Annotated in this window: 18 protein-coding genes; 11 read left to right on the top strand and 7 right to left on the bottom strand. The window is 70.2% G+C overall.

Going from position 1 to position 25176, the window contains the following annotated elements; translation table 11 throughout:
• Positions 1-1075 precede the first annotated feature (1075 nt).
• Positions 1076-2125: a hypothetical protein gene (locus ACH4S7_RS14490; protein WP_398521491.1), complete on the top strand. Its 1050-nt coding sequence runs from the start codon at positions 1076-1078 to the stop codon at positions 2123-2125.
• 156 nt (positions 2126-2281) lie between these two features.
• Positions 2282-2956 carry a hypothetical protein gene (locus ACH4S7_RS14485; RefSeq protein ID WP_398521490.1) on the top strand — a complete coding sequence of 225 codons (675 nt, stop codon included), beginning with the start codon at positions 2282-2284 and terminating at the stop codon, positions 2954-2956.
• On the opposite strand, the gene ACH4S7_RS14480 is transcribed toward ACH4S7_RS14485, so the two are convergent.
• Complete coding sequence (locus tag ACH4S7_RS14480) at positions 2922-5456, bottom strand: SdrD B-like domain-containing protein (RefSeq protein ID WP_398521489.1); 2535 nt, start codon at positions 5454-5456, stop codon at positions 2922-2924. The two genes, ACH4S7_RS14485 and ACH4S7_RS14480, sit on opposite strands and share 35 nt — an antisense overlap.
• Before the next feature lie 136 nt (positions 5457-5592).
• On the opposite strand from ACH4S7_RS14480, the gene ACH4S7_RS14475 reads away from it, so the two are divergent.
• A complete protein-coding gene (locus ACH4S7_RS14475; protein ID WP_398521488.1) occupies positions 5593-6402 on the top strand; it encodes a hypothetical protein in 810 nt (269 codons plus the stop codon).
• 6 nt (positions 6403-6408) lie between these two features.
• Here ACH4S7_RS14475 and ACH4S7_RS14470 read toward each other — a convergent pair whose 3' ends face one another.
• Positions 6409-7746: a nitrous oxide reductase family maturation protein NosD gene (locus ACH4S7_RS14470; protein ID WP_398521487.1), complete on the bottom strand. Its 1338-nt coding sequence runs from the start codon at positions 7744-7746 to the stop codon at positions 6409-6411.
• An 87-nt stretch (positions 7747-7833) separates the two neighbouring features.
• Here ACH4S7_RS14470 and ACH4S7_RS14465 point away from each other — a divergent pair, with 87 nt between their 5' ends.
• Together ACH4S7_RS14465 and ACH4S7_RS14460 are read left to right on the top strand one after the other, a co-directional pair.
• Positions 7834-8991 (top strand): Dyp-type peroxidase, encoded by a 1158-nt coding sequence (locus tag ACH4S7_RS14465; protein WP_398521486.1) that lies wholly within the window; start codon positions 7834-7836, stop codon positions 8989-8991.
• A gap of 348 nt (positions 8992-9339) precedes the next feature.
• The gene (locus ACH4S7_RS14460; protein ID WP_398521485.1) at positions 9340-10623 is read left to right on the top strand and encodes a glutaminase; all 1284 of its coding nucleotides are present in this window, start codon (positions 9340-9342) and stop codon (positions 10621-10623) included.
• A gap of 119 nt (positions 10624-10742) precedes the next feature.
• Here ACH4S7_RS14460 and ACH4S7_RS14455 read toward each other — a convergent pair whose 3' ends face one another.
• From ACH4S7_RS14455 to ACH4S7_RS14445, 3 genes are all read right to left on the bottom strand, one after another.
• Positions 10743-11492 (bottom strand): class I SAM-dependent methyltransferase, encoded by a 750-nt coding sequence (locus tag ACH4S7_RS14455; RefSeq protein ID WP_398521484.1) that lies wholly within the window; start codon positions 11490-11492, stop codon positions 10743-10745.
• A 262-nt stretch (positions 11493-11754) separates the two neighbouring features.
• On the bottom strand, positions 11755-12186 hold the full coding sequence (locus ACH4S7_RS14450; RefSeq protein ID WP_398521483.1) for a cupin domain-containing protein: 432 nt from the start codon (positions 12184-12186) through the stop codon (positions 11755-11757).
• Between the two features lie 69 nt (positions 12187-12255).
• Positions 12256-15096 (bottom strand): BTAD domain-containing putative transcriptional regulator, encoded by a 2841-nt coding sequence (locus ACH4S7_RS14445; RefSeq protein WP_398521482.1) that lies wholly within the window; start codon positions 15094-15096, stop codon positions 12256-12258.
• Between the two features lie 96 nt (positions 15097-15192).
• On the opposite strand from ACH4S7_RS14445, the gene ACH4S7_RS14440 reads away from it, so the two are divergent.
• Entirely contained in the window at positions 15193-16770 is a 1578-nt protein-coding gene (locus ACH4S7_RS14440; protein WP_398521481.1) for an MFS transporter, read from the top strand.
• Positions 16771-16856: 86 nt separating this feature from the next.
• Here ACH4S7_RS14440 and ACH4S7_RS14435 read toward each other — a convergent pair whose 3' ends face one another.
• Positions 16857-17807, bottom strand: coding sequence for a LysR substrate-binding domain-containing protein (locus tag ACH4S7_RS14435; protein WP_398521480.1), 951 nt, complete (start codon positions 17805-17807; stop codon positions 16857-16859).
• Positions 17808-17990: 183 nt separating this feature from the next.
• Between ACH4S7_RS14435 and ACH4S7_RS14430 the strand changes: the two genes are divergently transcribed.
• From ACH4S7_RS14430 to ACH4S7_RS14415, 4 genes are all read left to right on the top strand, one after another.
• Positions 17991-18302: a hypothetical protein gene (locus tag ACH4S7_RS14430; RefSeq protein ID WP_398521479.1), complete on the top strand. Its 312-nt coding sequence runs from the start codon at positions 17991-17993 to the stop codon at positions 18300-18302.
• Entirely contained in the window at positions 18296-19531 is a 1236-nt protein-coding gene (gene kynU / locus ACH4S7_RS14425) for a kynureninase (protein ID WP_398521478.1), read from the top strand. The genes ACH4S7_RS14430 and kynU overlap by 7 nt, the downstream gene beginning before the upstream one ends.
• A gap of 73 nt (positions 19532-19604) precedes the next feature.
• A complete protein-coding gene (locus tag ACH4S7_RS14420; protein WP_398521477.1) occupies positions 19605-21389 on the top strand; it encodes a hypothetical protein in 1785 nt (594 codons plus the stop codon).
• Between the two features lie 57 nt (positions 21390-21446).
• Positions 21447-22898, top strand: a complete 1452-nt coding sequence (locus ACH4S7_RS14415) for an amino acid permease (RefSeq protein WP_398521476.1) — start codon at positions 21447-21449, stop codon at positions 22896-22898.
• A gap of 129 nt (positions 22899-23027) precedes the next feature.
• Here the strand turns inward: ACH4S7_RS14415 and ACH4S7_RS14410 are convergent, their stop codons facing one another.
• Complete coding sequence (locus tag ACH4S7_RS14410) at positions 23028-23609, bottom strand: TetR/AcrR family transcriptional regulator (RefSeq protein WP_398521475.1); 582 nt, start codon at positions 23607-23609, stop codon at positions 23028-23030.
• Between the two features lie 323 nt (positions 23610-23932).
• Here ACH4S7_RS14410 and ACH4S7_RS14405 point away from each other — a divergent pair, with 323 nt between their 5' ends.
• Complete coding sequence (locus tag ACH4S7_RS14405; protein WP_398521474.1) at positions 23933-25135, top strand: agmatine deiminase family protein; 1203 nt, start codon at positions 23933-23935, stop codon at positions 25133-25135.
• The last annotated feature ends 41 nt before the right edge of the window (positions 25136-25176 follow it).

Genomic DNA, 25176 nt, shown 5'->3' with positions numbered 1-25176 from the left:
CGATGACCTTGGGGCGTCCGCCGTGGTTGCCCTTGGCGGCGGCACTCTGCCGGCCCTCCAGGGTCTTCTCCCGGATGCAGTCGCGGTCGAGCTGTGCGGAGCGGGTGCCGGGAGCGGTTGCGGCACCAGTGCGGGCCGTGGCGCCGAGGCACAACAGGGATGCGCAGAGCGTTCAGCCCGAACCGCGCCACGCCCCTCAGGCTCGGCGCCTGGAGAACCTGTCGGCTCTCCAGGCGCCTCTGCGCTGGCCGCACCGGCGGCCCCACGGCCACCGGTAAACCACTCTCACCCAGGCACGACGAGCCGAAACACTGCTCCGCCTGGGCCACTTCGACGCCCCCTGCAACGCCTGGACCTATGCCTCCAGCACCACTCTCTGCTGCGTTCCACCCGCGCCGATTCCGCACTGGCATGCCTCCAGGCCGGCATGCGCCCTTACCTGCGCCACCCCCACGGCGCCCACGTACTCGACACCGCCCAGGCCCTCAGTAACGAAGGCGGACCACGCGTCCCGGAACAGAGACCCCACTTGACGCCTCCCAGAAACGCCGCGACCTGCCGCTCCATGGCACTGACGGGCACCGCCGCGCCGCCGGGGGGCACTTCTCGGCGGTGCACCGGCGTTCAGCGACCGGTCAGGGCGGGTGTCTCCGATCCCGACACCTGTCAACGACCAGTCCTGAGCCGAGGCGCCGGTGCGTAGATGCGTGCCGCCCGTGCCGCACGCGCTGCGCCCGTGCGCCCTTGTGAAGGCGCGGCATCCGGGGCACCTTGGCGGGGGGCTGAGAACGGGCAGGGCATCGTCTCAGCGACCACACGCACGACTTGCGCCTTGGAGGAGGCGGTGTGCAATGCGACCCCTCGCCCGTGCCGTTTCCCCCATGGCGTCCGAACGTGGTCACGACCGGCCCCGTGAACCGCTCGCCAATGACGCGTCAGCGCGCGAGGGCACCTTCTCCTCCGCCCGCCTACATCCTGGCGCGCTTTCAGCGCCTGGCAGACCCTGGCCGCAGAAGCCGATCTGACCCGGGCTCCCGCCCCGCCATACCGCACTGGTCCTGGAAGGTAGATCCCCGTGCAGCATCTGGCCAAACTCGTCAGCAGCCAACTGGACCCCAGCCTAGGCAAACCGGCGAAAGACGCCGTCTACAGCCTCTCCGCGCTGACCGTCCCCGACTGGGAGGACCTCTTCTCGCGGGCCACGGCCCGCCGTGTCGGCGTCACGGCCGGAAGGCGCGTAGGCCACGCGGAAGTGCGGGCACTCAAGAGCGTGACCGCGTTCTTCGCCGCCGTGACCGGCACCTTCGGCGGCGGTCACGCCCGCACCGCCCTCACCGCCTACCTCGCCGACGACGTCACCCCCTGGCTCCTCGCCGGCGCCAGCGACGACGTACACCGCCAACTGCTCAGCCACACGGCCCAGCTCACCATCCTCCTGGGCAACATGTGCGCCGACGACGACCACAACGCCCTGGCCCAGCACTACCACTGCACAGCCGCCCACCTGGCCGCTGAGGCCGAGGACCCGCACACCTACACCATCGCCATCCGAACCCTCGCCTCCCACGCACTGGACCTCGGACACCAGCAGGCCGCCCTCACCCTCACCGAACAGGCCGCCGCCACCGCGACCCGCCACTCCTCACCCCTCACCCAAGCCTTCACTCAGTCCCAACTGGCACTGGCACAGGCACGGGCCAAGGACCGACGGCGCGCCCTCCTCGCCCTGCACCACGCGGAAGCCCTTCACAGCCGTGCGGACCAGGACCCCGCCGACCCCTTCGACAGCTACCCGACCGCAGCCCTCCACTACCAGCGGGCCCGGACACTGACCGCACTCAGAGACCACCAGCCCGCCGAACTGGCCTTCCACGCATCCCTCCACGCCCGCGCCCCCCAGGCACGACGAGCCCGCGCACTGACCACCGCGCTCCTGGCCGAATCACAACTCCGCCAGGGCAACCTCGAAGAATCCCTCATCACCTGGAAACGCTTCCTCACCGACTACCCGGGACTGCGCTCGGCCCGCGCCACCGCCTCCCTCACCACCATGCGCCGGGTACTACACCCCTACAGCGCGCATCCCGAGGTGGCTCTCCTGGAGGAGGAAGCCGCGTCCCTGTGAGGCCAGCCCAGTTCGCGGCGGGACCTGACCGGCATGCACCGCCACACCGAGATCCGCTGGGTCGCCTACGCCCGGCGCAACTGGGTCGAGTGCATCGCGTCAAGCGCCGAGGACCAGAAGAAGGGCAGACGATGACCGACCCGACCGGCCGCAACGATGAGCGCAACAGCCCAAGAGGTGCTCGATTGCCTGGTCACGCGCTTGAGCGGCGCCCTGCGTCGTCCGGGACGATATGGCGGTGAGATGGCGATCAGGCCCTACTTCGACGCGGTGGCGTTCGCGGACGCCACCGAGCAGGCATGGCAGCAGGACCTGAAGGGACCTGTAACCCGCCGAGGATTCTCCTCCATCGGCGTGCGCGGAGCCTTCCAAGATCTCTGGAGTGACGCACACGAGGGCGTCGTGGCCTCGGAACCCGTCTTCAATCCTCAGGTGATCTTCTTCAGATGTCGCGAGATCGAATACGCGGGCCCGCCAGGTGTCGTCCCGCGCACCGTCGCGGGTCAGGAAGATCGATTCGAAGTGGCGGAGCTCCTGGGTGATCCGTTCCATCTGGCCGCTGCCGAGCCCGACGGTGTCGGGAATCACCACGAGGCTGTTGCCGCTGTACGGAACGCCGCTGAAGACATCGACATGGAAGTAGCGCATGCGCCGACGCTACTGGTCGGGTCCGGCGATCCTGCGGAGGACGTGGGCGTCGGCGAATCAGGTGCGTCCGGTGTGGCGCATGCTGTCGCCGTTGCCGGTTATGCCGACGGGCCGGTGTGCCGCACCGGCCCGTCGTGGGTTTCGCCTGTCAATGGTGACCGGCGCGCCGCTTCTTACGGCTGACGAGGACGACCACCGTACCCGCGCCGAGTAGCAGGGCGACGAGGGCGAGCACATCTCCCAGGCCGGCCATACCGGTTTTCGGGAGCGAGCCCGACGGTCGGCTGCCGTCCGGTGCCGGGGTGTTGGAGGGCGGGCTCGGCGGCGGCGTCGATGGCGGTGTCGGAGAGGGCGTCGGAGATGCGGTCGGCGTAGGTGTCGGAGATGCGGTTGGCGTGGGTGTCGGTGATGGTGCCTGTGGGATGTACACGCCGGCGTCGATCGTGTGATCAACTCCTCCTGGCTTGGCCGGTGCGGTGACCGGGGCGAGCCCATCGCACAGCCGTCCGGTGGTCGGCGGAGTCACATTGGAGTCATGTACCCGGTCGTCACCGGTCCGTGGCAGAGTGAACCGCAGATCGGTCGCGGCCGGCCGGCCCGGCACCTCGCTGGTGTCCGCTGTGCACACATCGAACTGCACGGTGTACTTGGCGCCGGGCGTCAGCTCGTACTCCGCGCCGACACCGCCGAAGTAGTACTCGCCGGCGGCATCGGTCGTGGTCGTGGCGACCTGCTCGCCGTCGGCGTCCAACAGGTTGATCGTGGCACCCGGCAGCAGTACCTGCCCGGGATCCTGGATGCCGTTGTGGTCGCCGTCGTACCAGACCACGTTGCCGATCTGGATCGGTGCGTTCGCCGCGGCGTACGCGATGTCGCCGAGGCCGCCGGCCTTGCCGAACCCGTTCTGGTTCGGACCGATGAACTGGTAGGCGTTGGCGGCCGGGTCGTTGCCGGGGCCGAGGCCGGTGGCAACGTCGTAGTAGCCGGTTCCGTTGGTGATGACATTGCCGGTCGGGTCCATCTGCGTGCTGACGACCCACTGCTGCTGCGGGATGTAGGCGACCGATCCCAGTGCGGACTCCTGGTGCGGCCCGGGCCGGGTGGCGGAGCCGCCGTTCGGGAAGAAGTCACCCGGGAAGTACTCGACGACGCCGCTGGGCTGGGCACCGTCAAGGGTCGGGTCCGTGGCGTGGTCGAGGCAGTTTCCGGTGCCTTCCCAGGCGTACTCGCCGGTGGGTGTGGCGCAGGCCATGGAGATGTCGCCGCCGGACATTCCGTTCTGCGGGGTGTTGTTGCCCGGCCGTGGGTCCAGCCCGCCCCAGCTCACGACGTCCATGAACCTGTCGCGGAAGCCGAGGATCAACGAGCCGTCGCGAGCGAAGGCCATACTGGCCAGCGCCGGCTGCGGATTGATCATCGCGCCGGTCACCGTGAAGGTGTCCCAGTCCGCCAGGTCGGTGTTCCAGGGGTTCCAGTGGTTGACCTGGTCGCGGCCGGAGTTGCTGGTGAACACGCTGCCGCGCTCGGCGGTCAGCGGCTGGGAGAGCACGGTGGTGAACCGCTCGCCGTCATAGGTGGCGACGACGGCCTTGAGGTCCGTGCGTTTCTGTGTGCTCTCCGCGCTGCACACGCCCCCGACGTACAGGGTGTTGTCGTGGGTGGCGAGGCCGAACGGACGCCAGTCCCCGTCCGACGCGCAGCCCGGGTCGGGGATCGGCACGGTCGCCTTGGGCGCCGGGGCCGTGGGCCCGGTCGCGTCGAAGCTGACCAGGCTGCGGGTGAGTAGATTCACCGCGTACAGGGTCGAGCCGTCCTCCGACAAGGCCAGACCGCCGACGCTCTCCTTGCCCGGGGCGTCGGTGAACCCGGCGTCCTTGATCAGATTGTCGGTGTCGTGCGGCGTCTTGGTGGCGCCCGGCACCTTGGCGAAGAGCTCAGTGGCGCCCCCGCCGTCGGCCGGCACGGTGTAGATCGCGTCACCGCCGCCAGGCCCGTACTCGGTGTACCGCCGGGCGAACGCCGACTGGAACAGTTGGCCGCGGTACTTGTCATAGGCCAGCCCGTAGGTCGTGCCCACCTGTTCCTGAGTGTTGAGCACCTCCGGGCATGCCTGCTGGGCGGGACAGTCACCTCGGGCGTTCGTCCCGAACGCCACCAGTGCCCGGGTGTCCGTCCCTCCGGCGCCGCTCTGGATCGGCACGAAGTAGCGGGAATCTGGCAGTGCGTAGTCGGCCGGGTTCCAGACCCCGGTGGTCACCGAGGCATCCTTCCCATCCGAGATATCGACGAATGTGGTAAAGCTGTCGAAGTGGTTCGGCGCGGTCGAGGCGGGCGCCGCCCGTAGATAGTCGCTATAGGGTGCCGGGACGGTGACATCGACCCGGTACCGGCCGCCGGTCAGTTCGTCCGACGGTGACACGATGACCCTTCCGGTGGCATCCGTGACACCGGTGATGCGATGGCCGTCGGGATCGGCGACTTCGACCTTCATCCCCCGCTGCGGCACGTCCATCGTTGAGTTGATCACTCCGGTGCCGAAGAAGTCCCGCAGTACCTCGACGGTCAGGGTGCCGTCCGAGGTCGAAGCGCCGGCCTGCTCGGCGCCGGTCAAGATCGCGCCTGTGCCGGCTCCCACCAGCAACAGGCCGGACAGCCCCATCCGCACCAGTCCACGTAATGGCATGGCACTCCTTTACTTCATCCCGCGCCGAAGCTAACGCGGCAAATTCCAGCGAGAGGCTACTAGTTGACGGAGTGTCATGTCGGGAATATGCGAAGGTTGGGGGTGCCTCCACGGAGAGCTGTTACAATCGCGCCGCGTGCGGAGCATCAGAAGGCAGAGCGTCGACATCAGGCAGGGCCTCCCGGGGCGCGGGGCGGGCCGGCGGCGCCGGTGGCCGTGGGTGCGCTGGGCGGCAGTCGCCGCCGTCGGCATCACCGCTGCGGTGACCACCACCTTCGTCCTCATCGGCGACGGCGAAGGCCCCGCCGCTCCAAGGGCGTTGACCTCGGACGAAGTGAACCGGCTGGCGATCACACGGTTCCTCAACTACCAGGCGGGAGGCCGGGCGGTGACGATCACCGTGCCGAACGCCACCGGCGAGCTGGTCATCACCGGATCCATCGACTACCGCACCCACACCGGCTATGGGGTGGTGCGCGGGACCGGGCGCAATGCGTCCAGCGACGGGCTGATCCAGTGGACGGCCACCACTGTTTTCGTCCATCCCATGACGGACCCCCCGACAGCCGCACCGGCGTCGCCGCCCGCGTCCGGGTGGCACCGCCGTCCGCTGCGGAGATCCGGTATGTCCCTGGACAGCTCGTTGATCATCGCGCTCGGCCTCGGCAGCGATCGGCCGGACAACGCCGCACTGCTCCCGCAGAACGGCGCCGCATGGGTCGGCCGGGACCAGGTGCACGGCCATCAGACGGACATCGTCAACGGGCCGGACGCCGGTCCAGAAGCCAGTACGTCACCGACCGTGCGCTACTGGATCGGCCCAGATGGCACCATGTACCGGGTGCAGGCCGGTATCGCCTCCGCGCCGCAGCCGGTGGTCTTCGATTTTGATAACCGGAGGTACGTCCCCGTCCAGCGGGTACCCGGAGCCGCACCGGCACCGTAGCCACGCTCACGGGGTCCGCACCCGCGCACCGGTGGCGAGCAGCGACGGCGGCGGCAGCGTGACGTCCGCGATGTTCGGGAACGCCGGAACGTCCGGCACGTCGGTGGCGCCGGTGGTGGCACGCGGGAACTCCGGCTGGGGACCGGGCGCGGCCACATCGGTGAAGGGGATGCCCGCAGGCGCAGTCGGAGTCGTCCAACTGCCGGAGGGCGTGCCCGACGTGGCGGGAACCGGACAGGATGCGGTGTCCGCGAGCCCTGCGGGCACGGTCGTCCGCAGGGCGTTCCCGCGCAGACAGTTGCCCTGTCCACGGGTGGCGGTGGGGAACGTCCAGCCGATGTCGACGCCGTTGGCGGCGAAGCTGTTGTCCGTGATCCGGTTGCGGTCAGCTGTGAGGTCGGCAGTCGCGGTGATCATGAGTCCGGCGTTGCTGTTGCCGGTGATCCGGTTGCGGATGAACCGGTTGTCGCTGCCGCCGTCGACGCCGATACCGATGCCCCAGCCGCCGTCGGCCTGTTCGGGGGTCTGCCTCTGCTGGTTGTCCGCGATCAGATTGCCGGCGACGATGGAGTCGCGCTGCGGGAGTAGCTTCTCCTGGTGGTCGGAGTTGATGGTCAGGCCGACACGGTTGCCGACCAGACGGTTGCCGACCACGTACAGGTCGCCGCCGGCGTTGGTGTTCTCGTAACCGACCGCGTTGAGTTCGGAGACGTTGTCACGGACCACGATCCGACACGGTTTGCACTGGCCGATGTAGATCCCCGAGTCGGCCCCGCCCGAGGTGTAGGAGTGCTCGATGACACCGTTCTGTGCGGAGAAGGCGTAGATGCCGTACAGGCCGTTACGGGTCGCGGTCACATGGGAGACCAGGAACGACTCCAGGAAGCTGACGGGTTCGTCGCCGGTGTCGTAGCCGCCGCTCCCCGGCAGCCCGGCGACCGCCGCCGCCGAACCGGTGACCAGTACCCCGTTCTGCGTGTTCCGCTGTACGGTCAGGTTCTCCACGGCCACCCCGGGCGCCGCGACGACAACGCCGTTCGGCCGCCGTAACTGCCCGTCGACGACCACCTTGTCCCGGGACTCGCCCCGCAGCGTGATGCGAGCCGTGTCGATCCTCACCGACTCGTGGTACACGCCCGGAGCCACCAGCACCAGGTCACCGGGGCGGGCCAGGGACACCGCCGTCGAGATCGTCGAGGCGTCGGCGGGCACCCGGATCGTCACCCGCGCGCCCTCTGGACGCCGGTCCTTGCCCGATCCGTCGTCACCGCCACCGCCGCAGCCGCTCACCAGTGTCAGTGCGCCCAGTGCCGCCGCCATCACGCGAAGAGCCGATCGAGACATGATTCCAGTCTGGCACGACGGCGAACCTCGCGCTGGAAAAGGGTAGTTGAGCATCGAGTACGAGGATGGTGTGGCACTCTGCACACCATGCACCGCGCCGATCGCCAGCCGTCACGCCGCGCGTTCCTCGATGCCACCGGCGCCACGGTGGCCGCAGGTCTCCTCGGCGGGTGCTCATCGGGTTCCTCTCAGCCGGACCGGTCCGACCCCACCACGGCGGCCGCGTCCACACCGGTTCCGGCGACGGGCCGACATCAGGCGGGCGTCACACTTCCCCACTCGGCCCAACGCAACCTGCTGGCCGTGGTGGTCGACCTCGACACCGCGGTGGCACCCGGTCCCCTGCTGGCCGAGCTCGGCGAGGCCATCCACGCTCTCACCGCCGGGTCCGACCCGCGGTTGCTGGGCCTGTCCCCGGGCGACCTGACCGTGACCGTCGGCGTGGGTCCGCGGCTGGTGCGGACCGTCGGTGCCGCACTGCCCGGCGCGGCCGACCTCCCGCGATTCTCCCGCGAGCGGATCGCCCCGCAGGATCGCGGCGGTGATCTGCTGATACAGATCTGCGCCGACGACGCGCTGCTCGTACCGGTCGCCGCCGCCGCGCTCCTGGACCGGGCCGGCGACCGCGTTCGCGAACGCTGGCGGCAGTACGGACGCCGCGGTACGGAGGTGTCCATCGCCAAGGGTGTCACCGCACCGCGCAACCTGCTCGGTTTCATCGACGGCATCGTGGGCCCGCACACGACCGCCGAGCAGGAGCGTGACCTGTGGCTGGCCGGGCCGGCCGCGGTCGCCGGCGGCACCCTGGCCGTACTGCGGCGCATGGAACTCGACCTGACACGGTTCGCCGCCCTGTCCGTGGCCGAGCAGGAGGCGGTCTTCGGGCGGCACCGGGCCAGCGGCGTCCCCCTCTCCGGCGGCACCGTCGCCTCGGGCCCCCGACTCGGAGCCAAGACGCCCGACGGGCGCTATCTCGTCCCCGCGGACGCCCACGTGCGCCGGGCCAACCCCACCATGGTCGGCGTCGGCCTCATGCTTCGCCGTTCCTACAGCATCGACGAGCCCGTCCCCGGCGTGCTCTTCATCAGCTTCCAGAACGACCTGCGGACCTTCACGGCCACGCTCACCCGTATGGACACCTCCGACGCGCTGCTGCCCTTCACCACCACGACCGCCAGTGCGACCTTCCTGATCCTCCCCGGCTTCGGCCAACAGCACCCGCTCGGTTCCGCTCTGTTCGGCTGATCCCGCCGTGCCGGGCCGGGCTGCCTACCCGTGGTCCCTGGTCCGCCGACAGACAGGTCCGGGGAGACGGCAATGATGGTGAAGTCGGCCGTCAGTTCGATCTGCTTCGGCTGGTGGTGGAGAGCGGTGCCTTGCTTACCGGCTCGGCGGGGGTCGTCTTACCCCAGAGCAGCTACGCCGCGTGGCTGAGCAGCAGAGGGCTGAGTGGGCGGGCTGCGGCTACGGTTCACGTATCGGTGTGGTGATTCGGTGAGGCGCCGACGAGTGTCAGGAAGGCACACGCACCACGGTGACCTCAGCGCTGACGCCCGAGCGCATTCATCGCCTGAACGGTATGGAGGAGGACGCATGCGGTCGGTCATTCCCGACTATCTGGCCGAGGCCCTCGGAGATGTCGAGTCGGACACTTCTGGACGGCTGGCGGACTACATCCCTGAGCTGGCGGCAGCGGACCCTGAGCTCCTGGGCGCGGTCTTTGCCACCGTTGACGGCGAGATCTACGGTGCCGGTGACATCGATACCGAGTTCACGATCCAATCGATCTCCAAGCCGTTCGCGTACGCGCTGGCACTGGCTGATCGCGGCTTCGACCCCGTGCTCGCCAAAGTCGGTGTCGAGCCATCGGGAGAGGCGTTCAACCAGATCTCCCTCGAAACTGATACGGGGCGCCCTTTCAACCCCATGATCAACGCCGGTGCGATCACCGCCCACTCGCTGGCCGGTTCCGAGGGCATGAATCCGACGGAGCGCGTGGAGCGCGTGGTCCGCGGCCTTTCGGCGTTTGCCGGTCGTAGGCTGAGGCTCGATGAGGCGGTGTGCGTGTCGGAGATGGAGCATGCGCACCGCAACCTCGCCATCGCGTACATGCTCCGCGGCTACGGCATCCTCACCGAGGATCCCAGGGCCGTCGTCGAGGGCTACACCCGCCAGTGCTCCGTGCTCGTCACCGCGCGAGATCTGGCCATGATGGCGGCGACGTTGGCCAATCGGGGCGTAAATCCGCTCTCGGGTGAGCGAGTGATACACGAACCGGTGGTGCGTCAGGTGCTGAGCGTCATGTCCACCTGTGGAATGTATGACGCGGCCGGTGACTGGGCGACCCAGGTCGGCATTCCAGCGAAGAGTGGCGTGGCCGGGGGCCTGATCGGAGCACTTCCCGGCCAGATCGGCATCGCCACATTCTCACCACGGCTAGACGCCCACGGGAATAGCGTTCGCGGAGTTTCGCTGTTCGGGCGGTTCTCCTCCGATATGGGTCTCCATGTGATGGAGGTCCCGGCCGCTGCGCGTTCCGTCGTGCGGTCCAACCACGTCGTCGGCAGCGGAGCGAATGCGGTTCGGGTCCTCCAACTGCAAGGCGGGATCGGATTTGCCGGAGCCGAGAGAGTTGTCCGGGAAGCTGTGAACACTGCCCCGGCAGAAGTCAGGGTGGTTCTGGACCTCACCATGGTCTATTCGATCGATGACGTGGCACGGCGCATGTTGCTGGAGGTCGTGCGTCGACTCACGCTGGATGGTCATGAGACTTACCTCGTCGACCCGGAATCAGTCATGCCCGATCCCGATCCCGGCGATGGTGGCCGAGTCACCGTCGTCAGAGATACGGAACAAGCCGTGATCCGCGCGCGTTGATCAGCCGCTCGGTGATGAAGAGGGTCGACAGGCCGCAGTGGGGCTCGGCGCTTCAGGTGGGGGACCACGGGACCACACGGTGTACGCGGCAGCGGGCCACTGGCTGGTGAGCGGATGGCTCAGCCGTGCTCCAGGTCGGCTACGACAAGTCGATAGCCGGCATCGAGTTCTTCGCGGTCGAGCAGGTCGGCATGGCGTTGGTGCCACCGGCCGGAGGACAGGTCGGCCTCCAGCCGGGCCAGACCCGGCTGGAGGATTGCGTCGCCGCTCTGGGCGAGCATCGAGATACCGGCCCGGACCTGCGGGTCGAGGTATGCCTCGGGTCGGCGCCAGAAGGCGGCGAGGAAACCGTCGGTGCAGTCGTGCGGGATGGGGACGGTCTCGACGCGCGCGCCTCCCAGCAGTGTGGCCAGCCGGTCGATCGCGACCGCTCGTGCGTCATCGATCGCGGCTGCCTCGGGCAGGTACTCGTCCAGGAGCCAGAACCTGCGGTTGATGTCGGGGTCGAAGGTGAAGACAACGATCCGTCGCCGGGCGATGCGGATGAGTTCCCTGATGCCGGCTTCCAGGTCGCTCCAGTGGTGCACGGTCAGGAGGGCCATCGCCGCATCGGCCGAGTCGTCAGCGAGGGGGATGGCCTCCGCGGATGCTTCCAGCGCCCGCGCGGATCCGACCGGGCGTTGGGCAATCATCACCGGGCTGGGTTCAACAGCCAGCACCGTATGTGACGGCTCGTAGGAGGCGGCCCCGGCTCCCACGTTGATCACGGTGGCGGCAGCACCGAGGGACTGATGGATCCTGGCGGCGATCCGGGGATCGGGCCGCCGGGTGGACGTATAGGTCTCGCCGATGCTGTTGTAAGTCGCCACACCGGTCAGTATGCGCTTCCTGCCGGTGCCCGCGCGTCCTGTTGTGACGGTTCCGGCCTTGACCGGCGCACCTGCCAGCACCCGAAAGGGAGTTCCCCAGCACCAGGTAACCGGCCGCCATGCTGCCCTCGTTACGGGCCCGGGAGATCCACCTCTCCGTGACCAGGGCCGTCCCGTAATCCGTGGTGGATCAGATGCCCCTCGCACGACTCACACCACGAACGGGCATCCGGTCGGATCACTGCTGCTGTTCCGACGGGCCTCAGGCCAGTTTGAAGTCCTCGAAGTCGAACCCCGGGGCCACCACGCATGTCACCAGAACGGGTTCGTCGCCTGCGGGCGCGGCACGCTGCCAGACCCCGCCGGGAACCAGGAACTGCGGGTGTTCTCCCTTCTCCACCTGGTTTCCGAGGACTGCCTCGATCCCGTCGGCCGGGGCCGCGCCGTTTCCGCCGAGCCGCAGGTGCAGTGGTCCTCCCCGGTGCCACAGCCAGAGCTCGTCCGAGCGGACCCGGTGCCAGCGTGACTCCTCCCCGGGGTGTAACAGGAAGTAGATCCCGGTCCCGAACGCCCTTTTACCGCCGTAACCTTCGGGATCCGTTTCGGCTGTGGTCTTCCAGGTCTGTCGGAACCACCCGCCCTCGACATGCGGTTGGAGGTCGAGCAGCGTCACCAGATCAGAGAGTTCTGCCATAGACACATTCTGCGCTCCGAACCTCCCGGCCCGGAACCGTCGGGCCGAGGGCCGATCGGGTCGCGCGATCTAGGAGCGGTCATCGCTTCCCTGTAGTTCCGCCAGGGCGTCCGCGGTACCGGGGGCGGGGCCCGACGCACGGCTCTTGGCCAGTGCGCGGTTCAGATGGTGCCGGGCGGCTGCCCGGTCGTTCCGGAGGCGTGCGGCGAGCCCCAGACCGATCTCGGCGTGGATCTCGCCTCGACCGTAAGCCCGTTCGGCCGATACGGAGCGCGCGCGTTCGTACAGTTCCGTCGCCCGCCGGTCGTGGCCGGCGGCCAGGGCGGTCCGGCCGAGCCGGATCAGAGCCTCGACGGCCTCGGTCCACAGGCCGAGTTCCTCGGCCATCAGGAGACCTTCTCGGTGCAGCCGTTCCGTCCGCGTACGGTCGCCGTACCGTTCGGCCACGAGCGCCAGGGACCGGGTGGCCCGGAGCTGTCCCCAGCCGTCTCCGACCTCGTGGAACAGCGCGGCACCCAGTTCCGCGTCGGATTCCCCCCGGGCCGGGTCCTGGCCGGCCAGCTCGACCAGGGCCGCCGCCTCGCCCCACTGGTCTCCGGCGGTGCGCGCACCGGCCAGGCTCGCCGCCACCAACCGCCACCCCTCGCGGTGCCGGTCCTGACCGGTCAACCCGGTGCCGACGAACCACTGCAACCGGGCCCGCAGTACGGGATCGTCGAGGCCGGTCGTCGGGTCGTCACCGGCCGGGATCGCTGTCGCGCCGGTCGGTGCGGTGCGCAGTTCCATTCCGACCAGCCAGGCCCGCGCCGTCAGGCGGGCGGCCCGGGCGGTCCCGCCCTGGATGGCCAGCGCCGTACGGAGCGACCTGCGGGCCTCGGTGAGCCGCCCGCGCAGGAACCAGTACCACGCCAGCGCGTTCACCAGCCGTAGCGCGTGTCCGGCGTCGTTCGCGGCGACCGCGAGGTCGAGGGCGCGGCGCAGGTTGACCGTCTCCGCGTCCAGGAGCTCCAGACAGCTCCGCTGGGCCGGACCGCGCAACCGCTCGGTCTGCCGTTCGGCCAGCTCGGTGTGGCAGCGTACGAACCGGGCACGGACGGCGGCCGTCTCACCCGCCTCCGTGAGTCGTTCGGCGCAGTAGGCGGCGACGGATTCGAGCAGTCGGAACCTGCCCGCCGCACGGACCACCAGCGAACGGTCGACCAGCCGGGACAGCAGATCGGCCACCCGCTCGGCGGGCAGGTCCCGGTCGGCGCACACGGCCTCGGCGGCCGGCAGGGTGCAGCCGTCGGCGTGCACGGCCAACCGTCGCAGCACGGTCTGCTCGTCCGCTGTCAGCAGGTGCCAGCTCCAGTCGAGCATCCCCCGTAGCGTCCGCTGTCGGGCGGGCAGCCCGCGCGCATGGACCGCGGGTGGGGTGAATCGACCGTCCAGGCAGGTGGCGAGCTCGTCGGGGCTCAGTGTCCGCAGCCGGGGGGCGACGAGCTCCAGCGCGAGCGGAATGCCGTCCAGCCTGTGACAGATGGCGGAGACGGCCGGAGCGTTCGCCGCGTCGAGGACGAAGCCGGGGACCGCTGCCGCCGCCCGCTCCACGAACAGTTCGACGGCACTGGACCGGGCGACCGCGCTCGGGTCGGTGTGCTCCGGCAGTGCCAGCGGAGGCACCGGCTGCACCACCTCGCCGGGGATACCGAGGGCTTCCTGGCTGGTGACCAGCAGATGCCCTCCGGGCACCGTCGACAGCACGGCTCCCGCGAGCGCGGCGACCGGCTCGATCAGGTGCTCGCAGTTGTCCAGCAGGATCAGCAGACGCTTCTCGGCCACTGCCTGACACAGCCAGCCCACCAGATCGTCCAGGTCCGGCTCCGACGCCGCGGTGTCGCACAGGCCCAGGGCCGTGATGATCCGTTCGGCGATATCGTCCGGGGTCGACGTGTCACCCAGGCCGGCCAGTTCGACCAACCACACTCCGTCGGGGAACCGTTCGGCCGCGGCCCGCGCCGCGGCCATCGCCAGTCGTGTCTTCCCGACTCCACCGAGACCGGTGAGTGTGATCAGCCGGGAGTTCGCGTCCGTGCTCAGCCGTGCTCGCACCTGGCCGACCGCCTTCCGTCGCCCGATCAACGAGGTCAGCGGTGCGGGCAGATTGGTACGGCACGACAGTGACTCGACGTTCGGTGCCGCCAGATGAGACTCCTGTCGCAGGATCGCCTCGTGCAGCGCGGTGACCCCCGGCCCGGGCGACACCCCCAATTCCTCGACGAGCTGACGTCGCAGCTCCCGGAAGCTCTGCAAGGCGTCGCCCTGCCGACCGGCCCGGTACAGCGCACGCATATGGGCCATGCGCAGTCGTTCGCGCAGCGGATACCGTGCCACCAGTTCGCCCAGCTCCGCCGCGAGCGTCAGGTGTTCGCCCAGGGTCAGCCGGACTTCGGCCTGGTCCTCCAGGACGGTCAGGCGCAGTGCCTCCAGCCGGTCGATCTCGCCGCGCGTGAACAGGGGCTCGGTGACATCCGCGTAGGCCGGGCCCCGCCACAGCGCGAGCGCGTCGGCGAACAGCTCTCCCTGCACGGCCGGTTCTTGGTGGGCGCGGGCGCGTCCGGCCAGTTCCTGGAACCGCAGCGCGTCGACCATGTCGTCCGCCAGCAGCAGTCGATAGCCCGCGGGCTCGCGGACCACCTGTTCTCGACCCAGCACACGGCGCAGTTGGGAGACCTTGGTCTGGAGCGTGTTGGCCGACCCGCCCGGCGGGTTGCCCGCCCACAGGTCCTCGATGAGCCGGTCCGCCGGTACCGGCCCGCCCCCGTGGACCAGCAGATTCGCCAGCAGGGCACGCACTTTGGCCTCGGGGACTCTGATCGGCAGCCCCTCGGCGTCCCAGACGGCCAGCGGGCCGAGCACCCCATAGCGCATGGCCGCAGTCTATCGGCGGCGGACCATCAGGAAATCGTGCGCGCGGATCGGCAGAGTGACGACGCCCGTTCCGGAACCCGACCCGCAGGGAGCGCGATGAGTACATCGACCGTACGGAGAGCCGGCCCCCGGGAGTGGGGAGGGCTGGCCGTCCTCTCGCTGCCCACCATCCTGCTCGGCCTGGACGTGACCGTGCTGTACGTCGCCCTTCCCTCGCTGGCGGAAGACCTGCGGCCGAGCAGCACCGAAGCGCTGTGGATCATGGATGCCTACGGCTTCCTGATCGCCGGCTTCCTGATCACCATGGGCACGCTGGGCGACCGGATCGGCCGCCGGAAGCTGCTGATGATCGGGGCCGCCGCCTTCGGGGCCGTCTCGGTGGTGGCCGCCTACTCCGACAGCACCGAACTCCTCATCGCCGCGCGCGCGGCGCTGGGGATCGCCGGTGCCACGCTGATGCCGTCGACGTTGGCGCTGATCAGCAACATGTTCGCCGACCAGCGCCAGCGCTCACTGGCGATCGGTGTCTGGGCGACGAGCTTCGCGCTCGGCATGGCTCTCGGGCCGGTGGTCGGTGGCGCGATGCTGGACCGGTTCTGGTGGGGTTCGGCATTCCTCCTCGCGGTCCCGGTCGCGATCGTTCTGCTGGTGGCCGCACCCGTGATGATCCCCGAGTACCGCGCACCGCGGAACGGTCGGTTCGACCTGCTCAGCGTCGCGCTGTCACTGATCGCGATCCTGCCGGTGGTCTACGCGGTGAAGCGGTTCGCCAAGGACGGCCTCGACGCCCCCACGATCGTCGCCGCGGTGATCGGCGTGGTGTTCACCGTCCTGTTCGTCCGGCGGCAGGGCGATCTGGCGAGCCCCCTGCTCGACGTGCGGCTGTTCACCGACCGCACGTTCAGCGCCGCGCTGAGCGTGCTGCTCATCGGGTTGGTCGGCGTCGGTGGCTCGATGCTGCTGATCACTCAGCAGCTCCAGCTCGTGGAGGACCTGTCTCCCGTCGAAGCGGGCCTGTGGATGGGACCGCCGGCGCTGATGATGTTCGTGGCCGCGATCGGGGCGCCGCTGGTGGCGCGGCGGGTGCCACCGGGGATCGTGGTGGCCGTCACCCTGGCGCTGTCCACCCTCGGGTATGTGCTGCTCACCCAGGTCAGCGCCACCGGCGGTATCCCGCTGATCGTGATCGGTTTCGGGTTGGTCTACCTCGGGCTCGGGGCGATCGCGGCGCTGGGCACGGACCTGGTGGTCGGAGCCGCACCGCCGGAGAAGGCGGGTTCGGCCTCGGCGATGTCGGAGACCGTGCAGGAACTGGGCCTCGCCCTGGGCGTGGCGATCCTCGGCAGCCTGGCCACCGCCGTCTACCGCGGACGCATCGGCGACGAGATCCCTGCCGATACGGCGACCGGGGCGGCCGCAGCGGTGGGCGACAGCCTCGCCGACGCGTCCTCACTGGGGCACCGGCTCCCCGACGGCCTGCTCGACCAGGCCAAGGAGGCGGCCACCTCCGGGCTGAACGTCGCGATGCTGGTCGCCGCGGTCGGCACCCTGGTGCTCTCCGTCCTGTCCGCCGTGGCGCTGCGGCACATCGGCACCCTCGGTGCCGAGCCGGAGGCCGACGAAGCGGTCCCCGGGGGAGCCGTTCCCGGGGGAGCTGTCAGGTCGGAGCGCTGAACGCGGCGGAATCCTCCCGGCCGGCCGGCGACATCCCCCGGCCGGCTGCCGACATCTCCCGGCCGGCCGGCGACGGGTCGGCAGCCTCAGGAAAGGGCCGTGGGCGTCCCGCCGAGCGTCTCGCGCAGCAGGACCGCCTCCAGGTCGAGGTGGTGGAGGAGTGCCTGTAGGGCGGGGGTACGCGTGCGGTGGGCCGCTTCGGTGGTGCCCACCGTGCGTCCCACCGAGGGAAGTTCGACCGGCAGCGCGGTGAGGTGCTCGTCGTCGCGCAGGATCAGTTCGGGCAGGAGCGCCACCATGTCCGTCTGTAGGAGTAGCGCCCGCATGGTGAGGATGGACGTGCATTCGACGCGGTCCGTGGGCAGTGCGAGGCCCCGGTCCACGAAGAGGGCACCGAGTTCCTGACGCAGGGCGGTCTTTTCGACCGGCAGGATCCAGGGGAACCCGAGGGTGTCCGTCAGCGTGACACCCGCGGCGGCGAGGAGCGGGTGGCCGGAGCGGACCGCGAGCCGGATCGGCTCCCGGTACAGCATCCGCTGGCGCAGCCCGTCGCCTTCCGCGAGGGCCGACCCCACCCGGCCGACGATGACGTCCAGCTCGCCCGAGAGCAACGCCGGGTGGAGGACGTCCGGGGTCCCCTCCCGTACGACCACCGTGAGCCGGGGCCGTTCCCGTTTGAGCCCGGCGACCGCGCGGGGCAGGAGCACATTGGCCCCGGCCAGCAGCGTGCCCACGGTCACCGTGCCGTCCTGGCCCTGCCGCAGTCCGGTGAGGTGGTCCCCGGCCCGTCGCACCTCGGCGACCACCGCGCGCGCGTGCTCCGCCAGCGCCTCGCCGTAGACGGTGGGGCGCATTCCGCGCGGTACCCGGACGAAGAGCGGTAGATCGGCGATGGCCTCCAGCTCCTGGAGGGTCCGGGTCGCGGCGGGCTGGGTGAGGTGCAGCGATTCGGCCGCCCGTACGACGCTCCCGTGCTCGTACACCGCGATGAGCAGGGTCAGGTGCCGGAACTTCAGCCGGCCGTCCAGGAGGTCCATCGCAGCGGGCTCCTTCCGGGGACGCGGGCGGCCGGCTGGGCAGCGCGGCACCGCGTCATACCAGGATCGTTATATCGCGTGCGCCGATCGGCATTGGATCGGCATAGCTGGGTGGCGCACTATACCGGCACACCTAGGGGCGAGTTTCGGACATCCCCCGGCCCAGCAACGGAGGTCTGCCAGGTGAGTTCACCCGTGCGCCACGACGGACGAGGCAGCTCCGTCGCGTCCTGCCCGCTCGGCGACCCGGTCACCGGGCGCGCCGTCGGCGGGGCACCGGAAGCGTCCCGGGAGAGGGTCGACCGGGCGGTGCGCGCGTCCCGGTCGGCGCCGCGCCGCGACCTCGGCACCCGCGACCTGCCGGCCGGCTGGCAGCGGGACCTCCGCACGGACAGCGCGCCCGGACCCGCCCCGGACCGCGACGCCGTACCCCTGCCGGGACCGCGCCACCGGGGGACCCGCCCCGCACACGACGACGGAGACACCTCATGCTGACCGAACGCGCCGCCTCGTTGGACGCCGCCGACCCCCTCGCCCACGTCCGGGCCCGTTTCCTCCTCCCCGAGGGAGTCGTGTACCTCGACGGCAACTCCCTGGGCGCCCTTCCCGCGGCCGTCCCGGCGGCCGTCGAGGACGCCGTACACCGCCAGTGGGGCACCGACCTGATCCGGTCGTGGAACGGCAACGGCTGGTGGGAGGCGCCGCTCCGGACCGGCGACGCCGTCGGCCGGCTGATCGGCGCGGCCCCCGGTCAGGTGGTGGTGGGGGACTCGACCAGCGTCCAACTGTTCAACACCCTGCTCGCCGCCGCCCGGATGCGCCCCGGGCGCCGGCTGCTGCTGACCGATCCCGACCACTTCCCCACCGACCAGTACATCGCCGACTCGGTGGGCCGGCTCCTCGGGCTCGACGTCCGCCGGGTGCCGGCGCGGGAGGCCGCCGCGGTGCTGGCCGCCGAGGCCGGGAACGTCGCCGTCGCCGCCTACGCCCCGGTGGACTACCGCACCGGTGAGCTGTACGACATGGCCGAGCTCACCGCCGCCGCACACGCCGCCGGGGGGCTGATGCACTGGGACCTCTGCCACGCGGCGGGCGCCCTCCCCGTCGAGCTGGACGCCGTGGCGGCGGACTTCGCGGTCGGCTGTGGCTACAAGTACCTCTCCGGCGGCCCGGGGGCACCGGCGTTCGCCTATGTCGCCAGGCGGCACCAGGAGGACTTCGACCACCCCCTCACCGGCTGGCACGGACACGCGGAGCCGTTCGCCATGTCCGGCACGTACGCCCCCGGGGCGGACATCAGCCGGGCCCGGATCAGCACCCCGCCGCTGCTGTCGCTGCTCGCCCTGGAGGCCGCGCTGACGGCGTTCGACGGAGTGGAGATGACGGCCGTACGGGAGAAGAGCCTGTCCCTGACCGGGTTCTTCCAGGAGTGTGTCGACACCGTCCTCGACGGCCTCGGCTTCACCATGGCCACCCCGCGCGACCCGGCGCGCCGCGGCAGCCAGGTCGCCCTGCGCCACGCGGAGGCGTACCCGCTGGTGGCCGCGCTCACCGCCCGCGGTGTGATCGGCGATATGCGCGCCCCCGACCTGCTGCGCTTCGGATTCAACGCCCTGTACGTCACGCACGCCGACGTCCTGCACGCCGTGCGCGAGCTGCACGCGGTCGTGACCGCCGGCGAGCACCGCGACCCCGAGTTCCGGGAGCGCCCCACCGTCACCTGATCCGGTCCCGCCCCCCGCCCCGGGGGCACACCGCGCACGTCCCGCTCCCTGCCTTTTCCGAAAGGACCGTCAGATGCGTACCCTCAGCAGAAACGCCGCCCTGGCCGCGGTGGTCGCCGCCACCACGGCCACCCTCCTCGCTCCCGGGGTCTCCGGCGCTGACACCGCCACGGCCACCGCCACGGCCGCCACCACCACCGCTGACCCGAACATCCTCGACGTGTGCGCCGACCGCCGCCCCGCACCGGCCGACCCCGGCTCGTACGGGATGCAGTTGGACGGCAGCTTCCGGCACCCCGCCCTCACCCCGGTCGACGAGGACTCCGACCACCCCTTCCCGGGCCGCAACAAGAAGTACGACACCCGCTCGTACATCAAGAACATGAAGGTCGAGGCCGCCTACGAAGGCGCCGGCTTCACCCCCGACTACTTCCACAGCTGGCAGAACATCGTCGACTTCGACGGCCGCCGCTACCTCTTCCAGTACGGCCGCTCCGAGGGTCGCGTCTACGACATCACGGACGTCAAGAAGGTCAGGGTGGTCGAGCGGTTGAGCCGCGGGGACGTGGGTGGCGACGAGACCCGGGCGAACGGCGACTGGGCGGCGCACGATTACTGGGGCGCCTCCACCATCCAGTGGAACAAGAAGCTGAACGCGTACGTCATGGTCCAGAGCTTCGAGAGCAAGCGCCAGATCTCGGAACTCTCCGACCGCCCGCCCCTGGACAAGTACAACAACCCGGAGGGCGTGCGGAAGCTGCGGGCCAAGCCGGGGCTCAAGGGCTTCAAGGTGTACCGCCTGGACGGCCCGCGCAAGAAGGACTGGAAGCTGCTGACGACGGTCTCCACCGACGCCACCCGGGCCAACCCCCTGAACAGCGATCCGGCCAAGGCGCAGCAGGGCTCCGGCTCGATCGACGTGCCGTACTGGACCGGCGAGAAGTACATGTTCATCGCCACGGCGCCGGACGACACCTACTCGGGCACCGAGTATCCGACCAATCTGCACTCGGCCGGCTACCAGTCCTGGGACATGTCCGATCCGGCCCGCCCCAAGCTCCTCGACACCTGGCACCTGCCGGGCCAGCGGACCGGCGAGGACGCCGCGTACCGGACCAACCCGCGCTGTGGGAACCGGACCAGTTGGATGGGTGCGCGGATGCCGCTCTTCCTCCCGAAGCCGGTCGAGAAGGGCGGGCGGTACGCCTTCGCCGCCATGGGCGGTTACGGCCTGACGGTGCTGGACGTCTCCAACCCGTCGAACATGAGGACCGTGAGCCATCTGGACCTGCCGGCCTCGGTCGCGGGCACCGAGGGCGACAACATCGACGTCTCCCAGTACGAGAAGACCGGAATGATCTACTACTCCGGTTATCCGCTCACCGAGGACTGCTACGAGCCGTACAAGGACGTCTACCAGATCGACGCCCGGGATCCGAAGCGTCCCCGCGTCGTCGGTGTCCTGCCCCGCCCGACCCCGCCGAAGGCGGCCGGCATCACCGACTACTGCCAGCGCCGCGGCAGTTTCGGCCCCAAGCGCACCGGCTACTACACCAACCCGGGCCGGCACAGCCCCGGTGTGCTGAGCTACGGCTTCTACAACGCGGGCGTGCAGTTCTTCGACGTCTCCAAGCCCGCCAAGCCGGAGATCTCCGCCTACTTCGTCCCGAAGGCGTACGGCGCCGGGACCGCCGAGTACGCGTACGGCAACCAGACCCACGGCGTCTACGTGGAGTGGGACCGCAACATCGCCTGGACGTTGACCAACCACGGCATCTACGCACTGTCCTCGCCGAAGGTCCTGGGCAGGCCGGACCTGAACGCGCCGGCGAAGCCGTTCCGCAACAGCGAGTTCTGAGTCACCGCCCCCGCTCCCACTCGCACCCCCGCAACCTTCCAGAAGGGCACCACCGCCATGGCCGCACCCAGCGACTCCGCACCGCCCGCGCCGCCCGCCCCGGCCTCGTCCGGCACCGACGGCGCCAGACCGGCACCCGCCGGTGAAGGTCTGGTCCGCTCGCTCACCCACCGGCAGACCACCATGATCGGGCTGGGCTCCGCGCTCGGCACCGGCCTCTTCCTCGGCTCCGGCTCCGCGATATCCGTCGCCGGTCCCGCCGTGATCGTCTCGTACGCGATCGGAGCGGTGCTGGTCGCCATCATCGCCGTCCTGCTCGGTGAGATGTCCGCCGCGCACCCGGTCCAGGGCTCGTTCGGCACCGTCGCCCACCGCTATCTCGGCCCGTTGGCCGGATTCCTCAGCCGGTACCTGTACTGGTTCAGCGCGGTCGTCGTCATCGGGACGGAGGTCGTCGCCTCCGCGCTCTACGTCCGCTGGTGGTGGCCCGAGGTGCCGATGTCGGTGGCGATCCTGGTGATCGCCGCGGTGGTCCTCGCGATCAACATCATCAGCGTGAAGTCCTTCGGCACCACCGAGTTCTGGCTCTCCACCATCAAGGTGGTGGCGCTGTGCGCGTTCATCCTCTGTGCCGCACTGCTGGTCTTCTACGGGCTGCCGGACACCAAGGCCGCCGGCTTCGCCAACCTCACCGACGACGGTGGATTCCTCCCGCACGGAGCCAGTTCGATCTGGGTGGCCATGTCCGTGGTGATGTTCGCGTACGCCGGATTCGAGGTCGTCGCCATCGCCTCAGCGGAGGCGATCGACCCGCAGCGCACCATCCGCACCGCGATGCGCCAGCTCGCCTGGCGGCTGAGCTTCTTCTACCTCCTCGCCATCACCCTGGTCCTCGCGCTGATCCCGTGGCGCCGGATGGCGGACAGCGACGGGAGCGTCGAGACCAGCCCCTTCGTGCGGGTCTTCTCGGAGATCGGCGTGCCCGCAGCGGCGACCATCACCAACGCGGTCGTGCTCATCGCGGCCATGTCCGCCGCCAACGCCCATCTGTACGGAGCCTCCCGGCTGCTGCACTCGCTCGGCGGTGACGGCCTGGCCCCGGCACCGATGGCCAGGCTCAGTCGGCGCGGCGTCCCGGCCGTCGCCCTCGCCGCGTCGTCCCTGGGCATCGCGGCCGCGGCGCTGCTCGCCTTCTACGACGTCAGTGGCCTCTTCAGCATCCTGATGTCGATCGCCCTCTTCGCGGTCCTGCTGGTGTGGCTGCTGATCCTCGCCTCGTACATCGCCTTCCGGCGCCACCGGATGGCGAACCCCGAGGAGTTCACCGGGTTCAGCGTTCCCGCCGGTGGGAAGCTGGCGGTCGTGGCGGTGCTCGGGGTGCTCGCCGTCGCCGCCACCGCCGTGGAGGTCCCCGATATGCGCCAGGCGGCGGGGATCGGCCTCACCTTCACCGCCGTCCTCGTCGTCTGCTACGGCCTGACCACCCTGCGCCGGGCCCGGCGGGAATGACGGCCGCCCCCTGGGTGTCTCCGGGGGGTTCCCCACCTGACACCTGACACCTGACACCTGACACCTGACGTCGTAGGGCGCCGCTGAACAGCGGCGCCCTACGACGTCAGGTGTCAGGCATGGGCGCTGTCAGCGCTGCTGGAGTCCGGCGAGTTCGGCGTCGATGGCGCCGCGCATCAGGTCCCGGGCGTGGGGGATCTCGATGCCGCCGCTGAGCCAGCGCATACTGAGCCCCTCCAGCAGGGCGGTGAGCCGTTCGGCGGCGTCGGCGAGTGACGCGGCGGGCGCCGTCGGCCGGACCTGGCCGAGCAGTGCGGCGACCTCCTGGACCCAGACCAGGGTGGCCCTGGCGAGATCCTCCCGCAGCACCTCGTCGAAGACGGCGCTCGCCCGCAGTTCGCCCCAGGCCGAGCTGTTCTCCCGGACCTCCACGGTGTCCTGGAGCTCCAGCAGAAGAGACTCCGCCAGCTCTTCCCGGGGGGTGGGTGGCGGATCGTCCGGGTCGCGGTCGGTGGTGTAGCGCTCGGCACGGTCACTGATGAATTCGAGGGTCTGGCGCAGAACGCCCGTACGGTCCTTGAAGTGGTAGTAGATCAGCGCGGTGGAGACGCCGGCCTCGGCCGCGAGTTCCTCCACGCGCAGCCCTCGGACCCCGCGCCGGGCGATCACCCGGGCGGCCGCTTCCAGGATCTGAGTGCTGCGAGACGCCATGACCGGCACTTTACCCGGGCGTCCGGAGCGGGCGTGTGCGGCCTGTCACCCGGCGTACGGGTCGGTGACCTGCGGCTGACCTGCGACTGGCCGGACTACTGGAGTGGGCGGGTCCCCCGGTAGCGGAGCGCCGAGCGGGCGGGGCCGACAAGGCGGAACGGCCCGCTCGTGCCACCCCTGGCCATTTGACTGAAATTTCAGTCAGTGTCAGAGTGGCGACATGGCCAGGCGGGTCCTTTCCCGCATATCGGTCATTTCCTCGGTCGAGCGCGCACCCTTGTCCCAGGGCCGTCCGCCCGTGCCGTCGCGCCTGCCCTGGCCGGATGAACCCGTCCCGCCAGTCCACGATCGGAGTCTCCGTGTCGAACCGTCCCTCCACCCGTCGGACCGTCCTCCGTTCCCTCGCCGGGTTCGGTGCCGTCGTCCTCGGTGCCACGGCCTGCGGCCGTTCCGACGACACCATGCGGTCCACCGCGACGACCGGTTCCCCCCGGCCGTCGGCCTCGGCCGGCGGGGAGCGGCGCCTCGGTGCCGAGTGGGAGAGCCACACCCGTACGTTCATGTCGTGGCCGGCCCTGTCCTCGGTCTGGGCGGAGGACCTGCCGTATGTGCGCGAGGACATCGCGCGGATCGCCCGGGCCGTCGGCGAGTACGAGGCGGTGGTCATGATGGCCCGGCCCGCCCAGGTGAAGGCCGCCCAGCGGGCGTGCGGCTCCCAGGTCGAGGTGATCCCGCTGGCCGTCGACGACCTCTGGGCCCGGGACACCGTCCCCGTGTTCGTCGAGGAGGGCGGCGACGTGATCGGCGTCGACTTCAACTTCAACGGCTGGGGCGACAAGCAGGAACACACCAACGACGCCCTGGTCGGCCGCAAGGTGCTGGCGGAGTACCGGATCCCCCGGGACCGGGCCCCGCTGGTCTCCGAGGGCGGCTCCTTCGAACCCGACGGCGAGGGCACCCTGCTGATCACCGAGAGCTCGATCGTCAACGCCAACCGCAACCCCGGGAAGAGCCGGGACACCATCGAGGCCGAGCTGAAGCGGATCCTCGGTGTCGAGAAGGTGATCTGGCTGGCGGGCGTACGCGGGGAGGACATCACCGACGCCCATGTGGACAGCTTGGTGCGGTTCACCGAGCCCGGTGTGGTCCTGCTGGACCGCGCGTACCCCGGCACCCCGCCGGACTCCTGGTCGCGCTCCGCGGACCAGGCGAAGTCCGTCCTGTCGAAGGCGACGGACGCCCGCGGCCGGCGCTTCGAGGTGATCGACCTCCCGCAGCCCGACCTGAACAGGATCACCGGCGAGGGAGACGACTTCCTGGCCACCTACGCCAACTTCTACATCGCCAACGACGCCGTCTTCATGCCCCGGTTCGGCGACCGCAAGGCCGACAACCGCGCCCGCTCCATCCTGCGGGAGCACTTCCCCACCCGGGACGTGGTGCCGATCGGAATCGACACGATCGCGTCGGGCGGCGGCGGCATCCACTGCGCCACCCACGACCAGCCGGGCAAGCCCGCCGCGTAACACCCTCGCCGGGGGGAGACCCGGTCCGCGCCGGACCATCG

This window comes from Streptomyces sp. NPDC020965 (assembly GCF_044333555.1).
Taxonomy (GTDB): domain Bacteria; phylum Actinomycetota; class Actinomycetes; order Streptomycetales; family Streptomycetaceae; genus Streptomyces.
Note: the sequence above shows the minus strand (reverse complement) of the source record. Positions and strands in the feature narration are given on the sequence as shown.